The 14,703-nt window shown below is 63.1% G+C and carries 17 protein-coding genes; 10 read left to right on the top strand and 7 right to left on the bottom strand.

Translation table 11 applies throughout. The features are described 5' to 3' along the window. Positions 1 to 97: 97 nt before the first annotated feature. The 3 genes from AC1XDK_RS09585 to AC1XDK_RS09575 all read left to right on the top strand — a co-directional run bounded on the left by AC1XDK_RS09585 (position 98) and on the right by AC1XDK_RS09575 (position 3,378). Positions 98 to 1,828: an outer membrane protein assembly factor BamB family protein gene (locus tag AC1XDK_RS09585; RefSeq protein WP_483349633.1), complete on the top strand. Its 1,731-nt coding sequence runs from the start codon at positions 98 to 100 to the stop codon at positions 1,826 to 1,828. A 108-nt stretch (positions 1,829 to 1,936) separates the two neighbouring features. Further along, positions 1,937 to 2,431, top strand: coding sequence for an NUDIX domain-containing protein (locus AC1XDK_RS09580; RefSeq protein ID WP_483349631.1), 495 nt, complete (start codon positions 1,937 to 1,939; stop codon positions 2,429 to 2,431). 107 nt (positions 2,432 to 2,538) lie between these two features. Further along, positions 2,539 to 3,378: an ABC transporter permease subunit gene (locus tag AC1XDK_RS09575; protein ID WP_483349629.1), complete on the top strand. Its 840-nt coding sequence runs from the start codon at positions 2,539 to 2,541 to the stop codon at positions 3,376 to 3,378. A 39-nt stretch (positions 3,379 to 3,417) separates the two neighbouring features. On the opposite strand, the gene AC1XDK_RS09570 is transcribed toward AC1XDK_RS09575, so the two are convergent. Continuing rightward, a complete protein-coding gene (locus AC1XDK_RS09570; protein ID WP_483349627.1) occupies positions 3,418 to 3,813 on the bottom strand; it encodes a hypothetical protein in 396 nt (131 codons plus the stop codon). Between the two features lie 77 nt (positions 3,814 to 3,890). Here AC1XDK_RS09570 and AC1XDK_RS09565 point away from each other — a divergent pair, with 77 nt between their 5' ends. Next, positions 3,891 to 4,427 carry a hypothetical protein gene (locus AC1XDK_RS09565; protein ID WP_483349626.1) on the top strand — a complete coding sequence of 179 codons (537 nt, stop codon included), beginning with the start codon at positions 3,891 to 3,893 and terminating at the stop codon, positions 4,425 to 4,427. Position 4,428: 1 nt separating this feature from the next. Here AC1XDK_RS09565 and AC1XDK_RS09560 read toward each other — a convergent pair whose 3' ends face one another. Beyond that, positions 4,429 to 5,058 carry a rubrerythrin family protein gene (locus tag AC1XDK_RS09560; protein ID WP_483349624.1) on the bottom strand — a complete coding sequence of 210 codons (630 nt, stop codon included), beginning with the start codon at positions 5,056 to 5,058 and terminating at the stop codon, positions 4,429 to 4,431. 71 nt (positions 5,059 to 5,129) lie between these two features. Between AC1XDK_RS09560 and AC1XDK_RS09555 the strand changes: the two genes are divergently transcribed. Continuing rightward, a complete protein-coding gene (locus AC1XDK_RS09555) occupies positions 5,130 to 6,284 on the top strand; it encodes an MBL fold metallo-hydrolase (RefSeq protein ID WP_483349623.1) in 1,155 nt (384 codons plus the stop codon). 25 nt (positions 6,285 to 6,309) lie between these two features. Here AC1XDK_RS09555 and AC1XDK_RS09550 read toward each other — a convergent pair whose 3' ends face one another. Together AC1XDK_RS09550 and AC1XDK_RS09545 are read right to left on the bottom strand one after the other, a co-directional pair. Beyond that, positions 6,310 to 6,528, bottom strand: coding sequence for a hypothetical protein (locus AC1XDK_RS09550; RefSeq protein WP_483349622.1), 219 nt, complete (start codon positions 6,526 to 6,528; stop codon positions 6,310 to 6,312). Between the two features lie 45 nt (positions 6,529 to 6,573). Further along, on the bottom strand, positions 6,574 to 7,362 hold the full coding sequence (locus AC1XDK_RS09545) for a YihY/virulence factor BrkB family protein (protein ID WP_483349621.1): 789 nt from the start codon (positions 7,360 to 7,362) through the stop codon (positions 6,574 to 6,576). A gap of 128 nt (positions 7,363 to 7,490) precedes the next feature. On the opposite strand from AC1XDK_RS09545, the gene AC1XDK_RS09540 reads away from it, so the two are divergent. Both AC1XDK_RS09540 and AC1XDK_RS09535 read left to right on the top strand, forming a co-directional pair. Next, complete coding sequence (locus AC1XDK_RS09540; protein WP_483349620.1) at positions 7,491 to 8,075, top strand: flavin reductase family protein; 585 nt, start codon at positions 7,491 to 7,493, stop codon at positions 8,073 to 8,075. Further along, the gene (locus AC1XDK_RS09535; RefSeq protein ID WP_483349619.1) at positions 8,072 to 8,872 is read left to right on the top strand and encodes an AAC(3) family N-acetyltransferase; all 801 of its coding nucleotides are present in this window, start codon (positions 8,072 to 8,074) and stop codon (positions 8,870 to 8,872) included. Before AC1XDK_RS09540 ends, AC1XDK_RS09535 begins: the two co-directional genes overlap by 4 nt. Position 8,873: 1 nt before the next feature. On the opposite strand, the gene AC1XDK_RS09530 is transcribed toward AC1XDK_RS09535, so the two are convergent. Then, complete coding sequence (locus tag AC1XDK_RS09530; protein ID WP_483349618.1) at positions 8,874 to 9,206, bottom strand: 2Fe-2S iron-sulfur cluster-binding protein; 333 nt, start codon at positions 9,204 to 9,206, stop codon at positions 8,874 to 8,876. A 123-nt stretch (positions 9,207 to 9,329) separates the two neighbouring features. Here AC1XDK_RS09530 and AC1XDK_RS09525 point away from each other — a divergent pair, with 123 nt between their 5' ends. Beyond that, positions 9,330 to 10,697: a geranylgeranyl reductase family protein gene (locus AC1XDK_RS09525; RefSeq protein ID WP_483349617.1), complete on the top strand. Its 1,368-nt coding sequence runs from the start codon at positions 9,330 to 9,332 to the stop codon at positions 10,695 to 10,697. Positions 10,698 to 10,871: 174 nt separating this feature from the next. On the opposite strand, the gene AC1XDK_RS09520 is transcribed toward AC1XDK_RS09525, so the two are convergent. Both AC1XDK_RS09520 and AC1XDK_RS09515 read right to left on the bottom strand, forming a co-directional pair. Beyond that, a complete protein-coding gene (locus tag AC1XDK_RS09520; RefSeq protein ID WP_483349616.1) occupies positions 10,872 to 11,189 on the bottom strand; it encodes a HalOD1 output domain-containing protein in 318 nt (105 codons plus the stop codon). 173 nt (positions 11,190 to 11,362) lie between these two features. Further along, positions 11,363 to 12,646 (bottom strand): amidohydrolase, encoded by a 1,284-nt coding sequence (locus AC1XDK_RS09515; protein ID WP_483349615.1) that lies wholly within the window; start codon positions 12,644 to 12,646, stop codon positions 11,363 to 11,365. A gap of 223 nt (positions 12,647 to 12,869) precedes the next feature. Here AC1XDK_RS09515 and AC1XDK_RS09510 point away from each other — a divergent pair, with 223 nt between their 5' ends. After that, positions 12,870 to 14,441: a Na+/H+ antiporter NhaC family protein gene (locus AC1XDK_RS09510; protein WP_483349614.1), complete on the top strand. Its 1,572-nt coding sequence runs from the start codon at positions 12,870 to 12,872 to the stop codon at positions 14,439 to 14,441. Next, complete coding sequence (locus AC1XDK_RS09505; RefSeq protein ID WP_483349613.1) at positions 14,438 to 14,698, top strand: DUF7513 family protein; 261 nt, start codon at positions 14,438 to 14,440, stop codon at positions 14,696 to 14,698. The genes AC1XDK_RS09510 and AC1XDK_RS09505 overlap by 4 nt, the downstream gene beginning before the upstream one ends. The last annotated feature ends 5 nt before the right edge of the window (positions 14,699 to 14,703 follow it).

The following is a 14,703-nucleotide window of genomic DNA, read 5'->3' as shown; positions in this document are numbered from 1 at the left end:
TGTTTTCGGACAGATGTATTCGGTGTCAGTATCAGAAAGTTTTTTAAGCATTATTTCTGCACAAAGTATATTCGGTGGGGATACTTTCAAATGGAACATGCACGCGACAAATCGGCGCGATTTTCTCAAGGCGGCAGCGATCCTCGGCACGACTGCCGCGGTCGGTAGCGAATTCGCACTCCCTGCGATGGGAACCGACGATGTGGGAGGGTCGTGGACGACGTTCCGAGGAAACGCGAGCCGGACCGGTGCCACCGAAGCTAGCGGTCCCGGACCGAACGTGACCACCGAACGGTCGTTCGATATGAACGGCGGCATGTACACGACCGAACCAGTCGTCGCCGATGGAATGGTGTACATGGCCGTGACGACGGCACTGACGCCGTCGTCCAGCGAGGGCTACGTCGCCGCTTACGACCCTGACGCGGACGAAACGGTGTGGGAGCGTGATGACATCTCCCGACCGGGGACCCCCACGGTCGGCGATGGGACCGTCTATTTCGGCACGCGGGGTTCCGAGGACGCCAGCGGGTCGGGATTTTTCGCCCTAGATAGCGGTACCGGCGAGACGAAATGGCACAGGGAGGAATCCAACTGGATGGACAATCCGTTGGTCGCCGACGGGGGATTGTACGCCGACGTATCCGGGGGAATCGCGCGGTTCGACCCCGACACGGGTGACGTCGTCTGGAAAACCGAGGCTGCCAGCGGGGTCACGTGTTTCGGTGACGGGACGCTCTTCTGCGGGAACGGAATCGCACTGAAAGCGAAGGACGGGTCGGTCCGATGGGACGTCTCCGGGGATAGCGACGTCCTGCAAACGGTCGCGGACGGTCGGGTGTTCAGCACGGAGAACCGAAGCGGCGAGTACGCCATCAAAGCGCGGTCGGTAGAGGACGGCCGCGAACTGTGGACCCACACCCTCGCGATGAGCGGGTACTGGTTCGGCAACCGACTGACGGTCGCCAACGGCTGTGTCTTCTACCGCATAAACGACGCGATACAGGCTCTCGAAGTCGAAAACGGCTATGACGCGTGGACGTACGAGGCGGACGCGTCGCTCGCTGGGGCCGTGTCCGTCGGAGGAGATACGCTGTACGTCGGTGGACGGGCGGACCCCGAAACGGAAACGGGGAACGCGGTCGTTCTGGCGCTGAACACGACGACCGGCGAACTGAACTGGCGACACGAGTTCGGGGAATGGGACTCCGAGGAGTACGGTCCGGCGGCCAACTCGCCCGTCGTCGTAAATGGAAAGGTGTACACGGCGACGTACCCGTTGGGTTCGACGACGGACTGGATGTACACGAGGTACGGCGATTTCCACGTTCTCGGAAGCGCCGACGACCCGACGACCACGACGACCGAGGAGACGACAAGTGAGGAGACTGAGACGACGACCGAGGAGACGACAAGTGAGGAGACTGAGACGACGACCGAAGAGACGACCACGACGACCGAAACCACGACCAGCGAGCAAACGACCACCAGCAAGACAACAACGACCAGCGAGGAAACGACGACCACCACAGAACCGACCACGACTGTTGGAGAAACGACTACGTCGGCCTCGACGACGGACCCCGCGACGACTACGACGACGTCAGGAACTACGACGACGATGTCCGAAACGACGACCACGACCACGTCGGGAACTCCGGGGGCGACGGAAACGACGGGGACGGGCGGAAACGGAAATCTCACCAGCACGACGACCGGGACGGCGACCACCTCGGACGGACAACCCGGATTCGGACTCCTCACCGCCCTCGGCGGGTTCGCCGGGGTCGGCGCGTACCTCCGGTCCAAAATAGAGCGCGAGGAGTAACCGCGAATCCGGGTGAACCGACCGATTTCCGCACCGACGCACACCGAGGCGAGTCGAACCGATTCGGGTACAGTTATATTTTTGATAACCGGTCGAGGATGATTCGGTGTGTCTCACGAGTTTCCGCCGGAGACGCCGCGCGAACGACAGACGATTTGCCTCCCGGCGTCGAAACTGGCGTCGCTTCGGGATTGGGCGGTAAACGGCACTGGCCTGACCGCGGCAGCACGGGTTCGGGACGCGGACGGGCGAATCGCCCTCGTCAAAAACGGCTGGTCCGAGGGGTGGATTCTCCCCGGTGGCGGCGTCAAATCCGGTGAACGTTCGAGAGGCGCCGCGGAACGCGAAGTACGCGAAGAGACAGGTCTGAACGCGACTATCGGCACGCCGCTGGTCGTTTTAGAGCAGTCGTACATCTCGGAGAGCGACGGGAAGGAGCGATTTTCCGCCGAGTACGTGGTGTATTCGGCGCGTTCCGACGGCGAAATACCCGACGCGTCGCAGTTGGGGGTAACGAGTGGGGAGATTGCCGCGGCACGCTGGTTCGAAACGCTTCCCGAGAATCTCCACGACGGCAACCTGCTTCGGGCGTACCTCCGATGAGGGGCTGATGCAATGGTCCGAGGGCGTATCCACGCCGAGCGATACCGAATGTTTTCGATCCAGATTAAGCGAAAAATTCAAACCGGACATCGAATAAGGATACATCCGTGAGCTTGTCAGCCGTCGTGAAGAAAGAGGTTCACCAATCCGTACGCTCGTATTCGGTGGCAGGAATCGCGTTCTTCTTTTTCCTCTTCGCCGTCTTTCTGGCTGCCATCCGGTGGATTCCCGTCCCCTATCGAAGCAGTCCGGTGGCGCGGAGTACGCTCGTTCTTCTGAACAGCATGCGACAATCGGGCATCCTCTTCGTTCCGCTCCTCGGGCTCGGCATCGGGTACGACGCGATAGCCGGTGAGCGAGAACGCGGCAGCCTGAAACTCCTGTTGGGCCTTCCGAACACGCGGCGCGAGGCAGTACTCGGCAAGTTCATCGGTCGAACCCTCGTGGTCGGAGGGCTGGTCGTCGCCTGCTACACCGTCGTTTGGATCATCACTTCCCTTTCATACGGTACCTTCGATTTCGCCATCTTCGGGCTCTACACGCTGCTGACGGTGTGTAATGGAGCGGTCTACGTCGCCGTACCGCTCGGCTTTTCGGCGGGGATGAAATCGCGCCAGTGGGCGCTCGGCGGGGCGATAGGACTGTATGCGTTGTTCATGCTGGGATGGGACGCGTTCCTGCTGGGATTGCAGTTGGTACTATACGGAGCACAACCCCCGAGCGGTGGACTTCCGGATTGGTTTCAGCTCATCGGAGTGTTCAACCCGTCGACGGCGTTCATGTTCGCGGGGAGAGCGGTCATCCCCGCGTACCACGACCTCACGATATATCCCCGATCGGACGCACTCTATCTCCAAGACTGGGTCGGATTCGTCGTCCTCCTCGTCTGGGTCGTCGTTCCGCTCGTACTCGGGTACCGGCGCTTCGAGAAGATGGATATAGAATGACGACACTCCGCCGGAACGCCGTCGACGGTTTTCCGGTCCTCATTCCCGTCCGCTCGGCGGTCGTTCGCCGTTCGACACCCGCAACTGCTCGATGACGGTCGTTCTGAACGCCGCCGCGACCGCACCGACCGCGAACAGCCACACCAGTACGATTTGGGCGGGCGTCGCGTTTCCGTCCGTCAGCCCCGTTCCGAGCAGGAAGTGAACGCCGACGGAGAGCAGGAAGACGAGGAAAGCAAAGTGCCAGACGCCATCGACGTACAGGTCGGGATTGTACGAGAGGAGCGCGTAGGAGAGGACCAACGCGACGCCCAACACGCCGAAAACCCCCGAGTTGCCTCTCACGTCGAGGGCATCCGCCAACGGACCGACGAGCGTGGTGAATGCCAGCGTCAGCGCGAACATGACGCTGAGTACCCGAGAGCCACTGACCATGCCGCGGCTTGCCGGAGCGGGAGCATAAATGTAGCTACATCGAACGGTATATTTCGCCACCGACGAAACAGAGGGGAATGAGCGACGACCCACGTTTCCGGGAAACACAGCGCTTCCGACAGGGCTGGCTGTGGGCGTTCTTGCTCGTCACGAACGTTCCGATACTCCTCCTGTTAGGGGTCGTATTCGCCGACGAGTACGGGGGAGTCACCCGCGAAGCGATTCGAAACGGTGCACTGATTCTGCTCGCGCTCGCCTCCCCGTTGGTTCTGATTCATCGGGCCGTCCTCGTGACCGAGGTACGAGACGACGGACTGTATCTGAAGTTCTTCCCGTTCCACCTCCGGTTTCGACGGATTCCGTTCGAGGAGATTGCGGCCGTCGAATCGACCGAGTACAGCGCCATGCGCGACTACGGCGGGTGGGGAATCCGATGGGGCCTCTCGCTCTCCCGAGACGGACTCTCGTGGGACGAGGACGGCACGGCGTACATCGTGGACGGAAGCGAGGGCGTGCGAATCGAGCGCGACGGAACGCGGCCGCTCCTCGTCGGGTCCGAACGCGCCGACGAACTGCGGCGAGCCATCGAGGACGGACGACGGCGGCGATACTGACTCAGCAGATAGGTTTCGGGTCCAGTCCCATCCCGGTCAGCGTGTCGGCGTAGTCGTCGTAGGCGACTTGCACGGTTTCCGTGGCCGCGTCGAAGGCTCGATTCCAATCGTCGTCGTCCTCGCAGCGGTCGGCGAGCAGCGACACGCCATCCTCGACGTTCTCCCGCGTGTCGGCGCGCAAGTCGCGGAAAACGTCCGCACGGCGCTCGTCCGCCTCGTTGATGAAGAAGCTCACGACCTGCAGGAGTGTCCGCTCCCCCACTAACGAGCGCCCGACGAGAGCGCCGCCGCGTTCGACGTCGTCGTCCAATCCACGGAGGAAGTCGTGCATCGGGTCGATCTTGTCGTCGGGTTCGAACTCGTCCAGTTCCGCGACGACCAGGTCGTAGTGGCGGCGTTCTTGCTCGGCCAGTCGCTCGAACGTCTCCCGTGCGCGCTCGCTGTCGGCCCCCGCGGCCCACCCATCGAACGTCTCGGCCGCGGTGTGTTCGCTTCCGGCCGCGGCGGCGAGTACCGCTGGCGGGTCGAGTTCGGCGTCGGTGAGCGAGACGAGGAGTTGCTGTGAGCCGAGACGGTCGAGTTCGGTGGCTTTCGCGTCCGCTACGGCGTCGGCGAAGTCATCGGGGTGCATATCCGCGAAACGACGACCGTCGGCATAACGTTTGGGCGACACCTTTTGCCCCCGTGTCACGTACTACACCCATGGCCGACGCCCTCTCTCCGGCGGAGCTGTACGACCGACTCCAGCGAGGGGAGTCGCTCTCGATACTCGACGTTCGCAACCGCGACGAGTTCGAGGAGTGGCACATCGACGCACCGCGGACGATACAGACGCCCTACGCCCAGTTCATGAGTGCGAAGGTTCGCGGCGAGGTACCCGAACTCGCCGAGGAGGTCGGAATCGACGCCGCGAGTCAAAACGGTCCTATCGTCGCGGTCTGCCCCCAAGGGGACGCGAGCGAAGCCGTCACGGAACTCCTCCGCGAGGAAGGCTACGACGTGCGGAACCTCGAAGACGGGATGGACGGATGGGCGACGGTGTACGTCGCGCGCGAAATCGCCGGGCGTCCCGAAACCGTCCTCCAGTACGAACGCCCGTCCAGCGGCTGTCTGTCGTATCTCATCGTTTCGAGGGGGGAAGCCGCGGTCGTCGACCCATTACGGTCGTTCGCCGACCGGTACGTCGATGATGCGGCGGAGCGAGGTGCTGACCTCCGCTATGCCATCGACACGCACGTCCACGCGGACCACGTGAGCGGAATCCGGGCGGTCGCCGAGCGGAGCGATGCCGAACCCGTACTCCCGGCAGGTGCGACGGAACGCGGCTTGGCGTTCGACGCGCGACTCGTGGAGGACGGCGACGAACTCGCGGTCGGAGACGCCATCTTGACCGCGATACACGCGCCGGGCCACACCAGCGAGATGACCCTGTTCCGACTCGGCGACGTGCTGTTCAGCGCCGATACGCTGTTTTTGGACGGTATCGGCCGCCCCGATTTGGAGGCGGGGAGCGACGGCGCACGCGCCCTCGCCGACTCCCTCTACGACACGCTTCACGACCGCGTGGCGTCGCTTCCCGAGGGAACGCTCGTCGCACCGGGACACGCGGATTCGGGAGCACCACGGGCGGACGACGGGACGATTACCGCACGACTGGACGCGGTACGCGACGCGGTTCCCCTCCTATCGCTCGATAGGGAGTCGTTCGTGACGCGGGTCGCGGACGACCTGCCGCCGCGGCCCGCGAATTACGAGGAAATCGTCGCCGTGAACCTCGGGCGGGAGACCGTCGACGCCGAGGCGGCGTTCGAACTCGAACTGGGGCCGAACAACTGCGCGGTGTCGCCCGAACCGTGACGACCCGCGGTATCCGCCGGTAGAATCAGGCGCGGTCCGTCTCCTCGCTCACCTCGACGTGGCGTTCGTCGAGGTGTTCGTCGTCCGCATCTGCGTCTTCCGCGTCGTCCGGCAGCCCTTCCGCGTCCGACTGTTCGAGTTGTGCTTCGTCCATCTCCTCGTCCACGCGGTCGAGTTCCTCTTCGACCTCTCGCTTTCGCTCCCGTTCCATCTCTCGCTCGCGGTCGCGGTTGTCTTTAGCCATCGTCGGCGCGAACTACATCGAAGTCCCACTTTTGTGTGGCGGCCATCAGAGGGTCGCCGCGTTCCGGTCGGCGACGACGAGGTTGACGACGGCCCCGACCAGTAGGATTACGCCCGCGAAGTACAGCCACGTGAGGAAGACGATTATTACTCCGAGGATGCCCGTGAGTCCGTACTTGCCCGACCCGCCGAGGAAGTACTGGAAACCGGTCTGGAGGACCAACCAACCGAGCGCGGCGAAGAGGGTTCCCGGAAGAGCCTCACGAATCGACATCTTCACCGGCGGAAGGACGTAGTACAGCGGGAGGAAGACGAAGACGAGACCCAACACCAGACCGGAACTGGCGATGGCACCCACGAACGGTATTCCCGTCACCAACGACGACCCGAGGATGGTTCCGACGGCTATCATCAACGCGATGCCGAGTACCACCGCGAGGAGCGTTGCGAGGCCCTTTTTCACCTGTTCGACGATGCCGACGTCGGGGAACTTCTGGTACACCTCCTCGAAGGCGATGACGAGACCGCGGAACAGTTTGAGGGCACTCCAAAGGAGGATGACCACGCTCACTATCGACGCGCCAGCGCTCCCGGACGAGTTCCTCAGCGTCTGATTGAGGATGGTGACGCCCTCATCGGAGAGGAATCGACTGGCAGCGTCGATGAGCATGTTCGAGAACTCCTGTCCGCCGAGAAGCGTCCCGATGCTCAACACGAGGAGGACGAGCGGGAACAGGGAGACGAATGCATAGTAGGCGAAACTGGCCGCGAGAAACGTGATGTTTCTCTCCTGGACGACTGCGACGACCGACCGCACCGGCTCGGGAACGTTCATACGAGGAGATAGGATTCTTACGTAATGGATGATTCGGCTGTACGAATGACGATCGAGGTTTCGAACCGACTCCCGGCAGAGCCGACCGGACCCGAAATCCGTTTGGTACCGCACGCGAGTCTTCCCGTATGGAAATCGACCCGGAGACAGTCGGTTCGCTGTACCGGACGTTGGCGGGTGCCGTCGTCCCGCGACCCATCGCGTGGGTGAGTACCCGGAGTCCCGACGATGTGGACAACCTCGCACCGTACAGTTTCTTCAACGTCGTGAGTTCCAAGCCGCCGGTCGTGATGTTCTCGCCGGTGGACGTGGAAGACGGCTTGAAGGACACGCCGAAAAACGTGCGGGACACCGAGGAGTTCGTCGTCAACGTCGTCACCGAACCGCTCGCCGAAGCGATGAACGAGACGAGCGCGACGCTTCCGCACGGCGAAAGCGAGTTCGACCACGCCGGACTGGAACGCGCGGAATCGACCGTGGTGGACGCGCCGCGCGTCGCCGACACGCCGGTCGCCTTCGAGTGTTCGCTGTACGAGATGGTCGATATCGGCGCGTCCACGATGGTTCTCGGCGAAGTCGAGTGGGTCCACGTTGACGACGACGTGACCACGGACGGAAAGCTCGACGTGAACAAAATCGACGCCGTGGGTCGTCTCGCCGGTAGCCTCTACGCTCGAACGGACGACCGGTTCTCGCTGGAGCGCCCGCCGTGACCGAAGGGGACGCAGTCGAACGAACGCCGGACCCGATAACGACCGACCGACTGGTTTCGGACCTTCGAGACCTCGGACTCGCGGGGGGCGACACCGTCCTCGTCCACTCGTCGCTCTCGGCGCTCGGATGGGTGTCCGGCGGCGCGCCGGCGGCCGTGGACGCGCTCATGGCCGCAGTCACCGCGGAAGGGACGCTCTCCATGCCGACCCACTCCTCACAGCTATCGGACCCGACACACTGGGAGAACCCACCCGTCCCCGACGATTGGGTGGAGCAAATCAAGGAAACGTCGCCGCCGTTCCGACCGGAACTCACGCCGACGCGCGGTATGGGCGCAATCGTGGACTGCTTCCGTGATTACCCCGGCGTCGTCCGGAGCAAACACCCGACGTCGTCGTTCGCGGCGTGGGGTGCGGATGCAGAGTTCGTGGTCGAGGACCACGCGTACGATTCGTCGCTCGGCGAGCGCTCGCCGCTCGCGCGACTCGGGGACCTCGATGCGCAGGTGCTTCGGCTCGGCGTGGACGCGAACACGTCGCTCCATCTGGCGGAGTATCGCGCGGAGTACGACGGCAAATCGTTCGACGTGAACGGCGGCCCGATACTGGCGGACGGCGAACGCCGATGGGTGACGTTCGAGGAACCGGGGAGCGAGGACGACTTCCGGGACATCGAGACCGCGTTCGAGGAGAATCACGAGGTTCGTCGCGGACAGGTCGGCGAGGCGGACGCGACGCTCCTCTCGCAGCGGGAACTGGTCGCGTTCGGGACCGAGTGGATGGAAGAGAACAGATAGCTCAGTCGTCCGCCGCGGCGGTGGATTCGTCCATCGCCTCGGCGTCGGCCTCGATGCTCGGCGGGTACTTGCCGCGGTCGAGTTTCAGGTCGCTCTGTGGCCGGGCCATGCAGGTGAGCGCGTAGTTATCGGCTTCCTCTTCGGTCAGGCCGCGCGCGGCGGGTTGGGTGACGTCCCCCTCGACGATTTCCGCCGAGCAGGCGAGACACATGCCGACGCGACAGGAGTACTCCTGTGCGATGCCCTCCTCGATGCAGGCCTTGAGGATGGTCTGTTTGTCCGAAACCTCGATGGACTCGCCGGTCCCGACGAACTCGACGGTGTAATCGGTCATACCCCGGCGTACGAAACAACTCGGCAAAACTCTTTATGCACGCCGTCGTGCGTTTACCGTCCTTTTCACGAGGACACAATAGGGGATAAAGAGTTTTCTCGCTTCCCTCTCGTAGCGAAACGCATGAGCGAACAGTACGATATGGTCGTCGTCGGTGCGGGAACGTCGGGGTGTTACGCCGCGGCGACCGTGGCCAGCGAGGGATACGATGTGGTGATCGTCGAGCGGAAGACGGAGGAGGAGGCGGGCCACATCGCGTGTGGCGACGCGTTGAAGGGGGCGGACGCCTTCCCCGAGGCGATTCCCAAGGAGAAACTCGAACCCGCGTTCACCAACACGGACGTGGACCACGGGCGGTTCGAGATTCCGCGGGAGGACACGGTTCTCGAAATCCCCGTCCCCGGCGAACTCGCCGTCATCGACCGCTGGGAGTACGGACGACGTATCATTCAGGGCGCGAAGGACGCCGGCGCGGAGTTCCACTACGACACGGTCGTTCAGGACGTGACGCAGGACGACGCCGGGCGCGTGACGGGCGTTCGAGCGAAGCACAAGGGAGACGTGGTGGAGTACGAATCGGACCTCCTCATCGACGCCGCGGGGGCGCTCTCCCTGTTGCAGGACAAGACGGACTTCTCCGATTCGACGTTCGACACGAACGTCACCTACTCGCAGTTCTGTTCGGCCTACCGCGAAATCATCCACGTGGACGAACCGGTCGAGTGGGACGACGCCCTCGTCTTCAAGCCCACCGACCGCGCCGCGGGCTATCTCTGGTACTTCCCGCGCACCAGCACGGAAATCAACGCCGGGTTAGGTTTCCAGATGAACGAAAAGCCGATGGAACTCGTGGACGACCTGAAGCGCGACCTGCGCACCCGCCCCGAGTTCGAGGGGGCGACCGTCGAGGACAAACTCGGCGCGGCGCTGCCGACCCGCCGCCCGTACGATTCGGCCGTCGCACCCGGATTCATCGCCGTCGGCGACGCGGCGGGACACGTCAACCCGACCACCGGGGGCGGCATCGCGGGCGCGGCCTACGCGGGCAAGTACGCCGGCGAGCAGGCCATCGAAGCCTTCGAGACCGGGGACACGAGCGAGCACGCGCTTTGGGAGTACAACCGACGGGTCATGGACCACTTCGGCGCGCGCTACGCTGGCCTCGACATCTACAACATCTTCACGACCGCCGTGGACGTGGACGACCTGATGGGAATGCTCGGCGCACTTCCCGCAGAAAAGCTGTCCGAGGCGCTGTACTCGGGGAGCGCCAACATCGACCTCAAACTCAAACTCCAGACGGCACTCGACGCTCGAGACCACTGGCGACTCGTCTACGACCTCTACAAGACGAAGAAGTTGGCCGACCGAGTCATCGACCACTACGACCACTACCCGACCGACCCCCGCGGACTCCCGGCGTGGCAGGACGTCCGTGACGACCTGATGGACGACGTGTACGCGACCACCGGCGCGGTGCCGAAATACTGACGCCGGTCACTCGCCGAATCGCGTATCCGACCGTCTTCGGCCGAAACCCGTGATTTTCATACGATTCGACCGGGAGGGAGACGAGTGCAAACGAGGGCGGTGTGCTCTAGCATAGCATGGTTCGGGGTATGGAAACCGACGGAAACAGCAATGAACAGAAAAAAGAACGCCGAGTTATTCCAGTTCTCGAATGACGATTTCACCGTAGCTCTGGACGGTTACTTCGTAGTTTAGAATGGTAAATACGACTTTTCCGCCCGTTCGAGGTGAGCCGTCGTGTTTGTCGCTAAAGAGATTGTCGAGAGCATCCGGGTCGATGACGTCGTATAGCGGGACGCCGATGTCTCCGGAGTCACCCCCGGTAACGGTGGTGAGTGCCATGACCACCGCCGTGCTGAGTTGCTCCCCGTCCGCATAACAGGTGTACTGATTCGACTGCGTCGTACTCGCCATAACCGCTCCGTCGTTACTGTCGTTGATGTTCCCGTTCATAGGTGTGTGCCTCTCGAACATTGCGATACTGTTCGAATCTACTCAGAGGGTTGTGATGGGGGATTATAAAAATTACCGTGTTCTATTGAAATTGTTGGATATCCAGAACCCATCTTTGATAGACATGAATCGGGGATGTTGACATCCGCTCTCTGTTGTTGGATTTCCACCAACTATGGACGTTGTTGTGCGATTTCGAGGATGGCTGTCGAGAGGAGGTCCACGCCGATAGGGAGGCTGTCCTCGTCCACGTCGAACGTCGCGGTGTGGTGGCCGCCGGGGTGGTCGGTACCGACGCCGACGTACGCCGCGAGGCCGCCGTTTCCTTGCACCTCCTGCATCAGATAGGTGGCGTCCTCGCTTCCGCCGAGCGTGTCGCGGCGAATCGGATTATCGACGCCGTCCGTGTTCAGGGACACGTCGTGGATGATTTCGACCAAGCCCTCGTCGCTCTCCGCGCTCGGCGCTTCCCCTTCGGAACTGAGTTCGACGGTGCATCCGTGCATCTCCGCCGCGTTTTCGAGGACGCGCTCCGCGCGTTCTTTCATGTAATCCTTGAGTTCCGTCGTCTCGCCGCGAACCTCGCCGTCGATGTACGCGTGTTCCGGAATGATGTTGGTCGCCGTTCCGCCGCCGACCTGTCCCGCGTTGACCCGCGTCGGGCCGTCCTCGTGCCGCGGAATGGCGTAAAGGTTCTGAATGGCGGTGGCCATCGCCTGAATCGCGTTCTCGCCCGCGTTCGGTTGGCCGCCGGCGTGGGCCGGTACGCCGGAGAAGTCCGCGCGGAAGTGGTCCACCGCGAGGAACCCGTCGACGCCCGCGACGACTTCGCCGGTCGGGTGGTCGAGGCCGATGTGAACCGCGAGGAGGTAGTCCACGTCGTCCAAATGTCCGCTCTTGGCCATCGGCTTGCCCCCGGCCACCATCTCCTCTCCGGGTTGGAAGAGGACCTTAAATGTCCCCTCGAAGTCGCTGTCCTTCACGGCTTCGAGCACGCCGATTCCCATCGTGATGTGCGAGTCGTGGCCGCACGCGTGCATCGCGCCCGCGTGCTCGGAGCGGAAGCCTTCCGCGGCGGGAACGTGGTCGTCGTCGGTCGATTCTTCCCGAACCAGACCGTCGATGTCCACCCGAAGGGCGACGGTCGGTCCTTCGCCGCGTTCGAGGACCGCAATCGCGCCCGTATTACCGCCGTCTAGCCGTTCGAGGACGTCCTCGCGTGCCCCGGCGGCGCGCGCCTGTTCGTACCACGTTTCGAGTTCATCGTCGTCCGGGACCGACATGCGCTCGTCTTGGGCGAGAACTTCAGGACCGACGTACAGTTCGTCCACGCCGATGGATTCCAGTTCGTCCACGATTCGAGCGGTAGTGTAGAACTCCCGCCACGCGGGTTCCGGGTGTCGGTGAAGGTCGCGCCTGAGTTCTACGAGTCTGTCACGGCTGGCCTGTTGACTCATGGCAGGGGAGACGGCGGGGTGGGCCTTAAATACTCCAAAAGCGGCCACGTGGGTGACGTGTCGAAATTCGGAACGGGAAACGTGTCACTCTTCGACCGTTCATCCGTTTGCGGTACTCACCACCGTTCGATTTTCCTCCCTGAACCCCCTTCGTCTGTCAATTTTTGCGGACTACTTTTATACCACTCCGGTGGCTTGTCACAGCGTGACAGAGGTATTATGAATGAGTACGCCATCTGACGAGCGCGACGAAGAAGTCGAAGAGGAGTTAGCACAGGCGGAACAGGCGCGACACGAGTCCCGTATCGAGTTCTACGGCGGGAGGGCCATGAGCGCGCTTCCCATCGGGTTGTTCATCGTGTGGGCAGTGTTCCAGAGCGGCTTCCTCGGCGTCGGAAGTACCTCCGGCCTCGTCGTGGGGATGCTTCTCTCGCTCATCGTCGGGATGTTCTTCGCAAAGGGCGACTGGAAAACCTACGCCAACACCATTTTCGAGGGGATGACTCAACGCGTGGCGGCGACGGCCATCGTCGCGTGGCTCTGGGCGGGCATGTTCGCCCAAGTGTTACAGGACGGCGGCTTCGTACAGGGCCTCGTCTGGGCCGCGAACACGTTGCACGTCGGCGCGTCGCTGTTTCCGGCGGCGACGTTCATCCTCGCGGCGCTGTTGGCGACGGGCATCGGAACCGGGTACGGGACGACCATCGCGTTCACCGGCCTGTTCTTCCCGGCCGGTCTCGTCATCGGCGCGAATCCGGTGTTGATGTTCGGCGCGATACTGTCGGGAGCAGTGTTCGGCGACAACCTCGCACCAGTGAGTGACACGACCATCGTGAGCGCGGTGACGCAGGATTCGGACATCGGCGGCGTCGTCGCCTCCCGGTTCAAATACGCCCTCACCGCGGCGCTGTTCGCGCTCGTCGGCTACGTCGTCGCCGGGATGACGATGGACGGGGCGAACATCGCCGCCGACGTCTCGCTGGACAGCAACCCACTCGGTCTCATCCACCTCGTCTCGATGGGCATCGTCATCGTGACGGCCATCTCGGGCCGCCACATCGTCGAGGCGATTTCGTGGGGGCTCGTGTTCGCGGTCATCGTCAACGTCGTCACCGGCCTCGCGCCGATTCAGAAGATGCTGGTCTTTTACGCACCGAACAACGGCCCGCTCGCGAGCACTTTCGGGTTCCTGCCGTTCGTGCAGACCGTCGCCGTGAACGCCGACAACGCGGGCACGGTCGGCGGTAGTCTCTATAGCGGCGCGTCGGGCTTCTTCCCGCTCATCGTGCTGACCCTGCTCATCGTGGCCGGGGCACAGATAATGATTCGGGGCGGCGGCTTCGAGGCGCTCCAGAACTGGCTGTTGAACAGCGTGGCAACCAACGTCCGGCGGGCGGAGACGACGATGGTGCTCGGCACGGCGGGCGTCAACGCGATGATCACCATCAACACCGCCGCGGAAATCGCTATCGCGCCCTACGTCGCCCGCATCGGCAAGCGGTTCAACGTCAACGGCTACCGCCGCGCGAACATCCTCGACGCCAACAGTTCCGCCATGGGCTACATCTTCCCGTGGGGCGGCGGCGTGTTGGTCGGCTACGCGACCATGATTCAACTCGTGGGCAGCGACCAGTTCGGCTGGTTCACCCGGTCGATGGTCGTCAACCCCGCGGAAGTCTGGCCGTTCGTCTTCCACGGGTGGTTCCTGTTCGGCGTGTTCCTGTTCTCGGCACTGACCGGGTTCGGGCTGGAGTACGTTTCCGACCGCCGCGCCGAGGAGGTGGCGCGGGTATGAGCCTCCTCGACAAATATCTGGCCGGCTGGTCGTTCCGGACGAACAAACCCGTGTTCGAAACCGGCGAGGAGATAGACGTGTATCTCACCGGACAGCGTAACGGCACCGCGACTGCCCGCGTCGGCGACACCGTCCTCCGAGTGGAAGGCGCACCGCAGGGCAAAGTGGACGACCGCGTTCGACTCCGAGTCGAGGAGTTCGACGCGAACGGCCACACGGGGCGAGCGACCTTCGTCGAAGCCATCGACGGGGAGTAAAACGG

The organism is Haladaptatus sp. HS23, assembly GCF_056892285.1.
The sequence above is the reverse complement of the archived record's forward strand: the minus strand, read 5'-3'. Positions and strand labels throughout refer to the sequence as shown.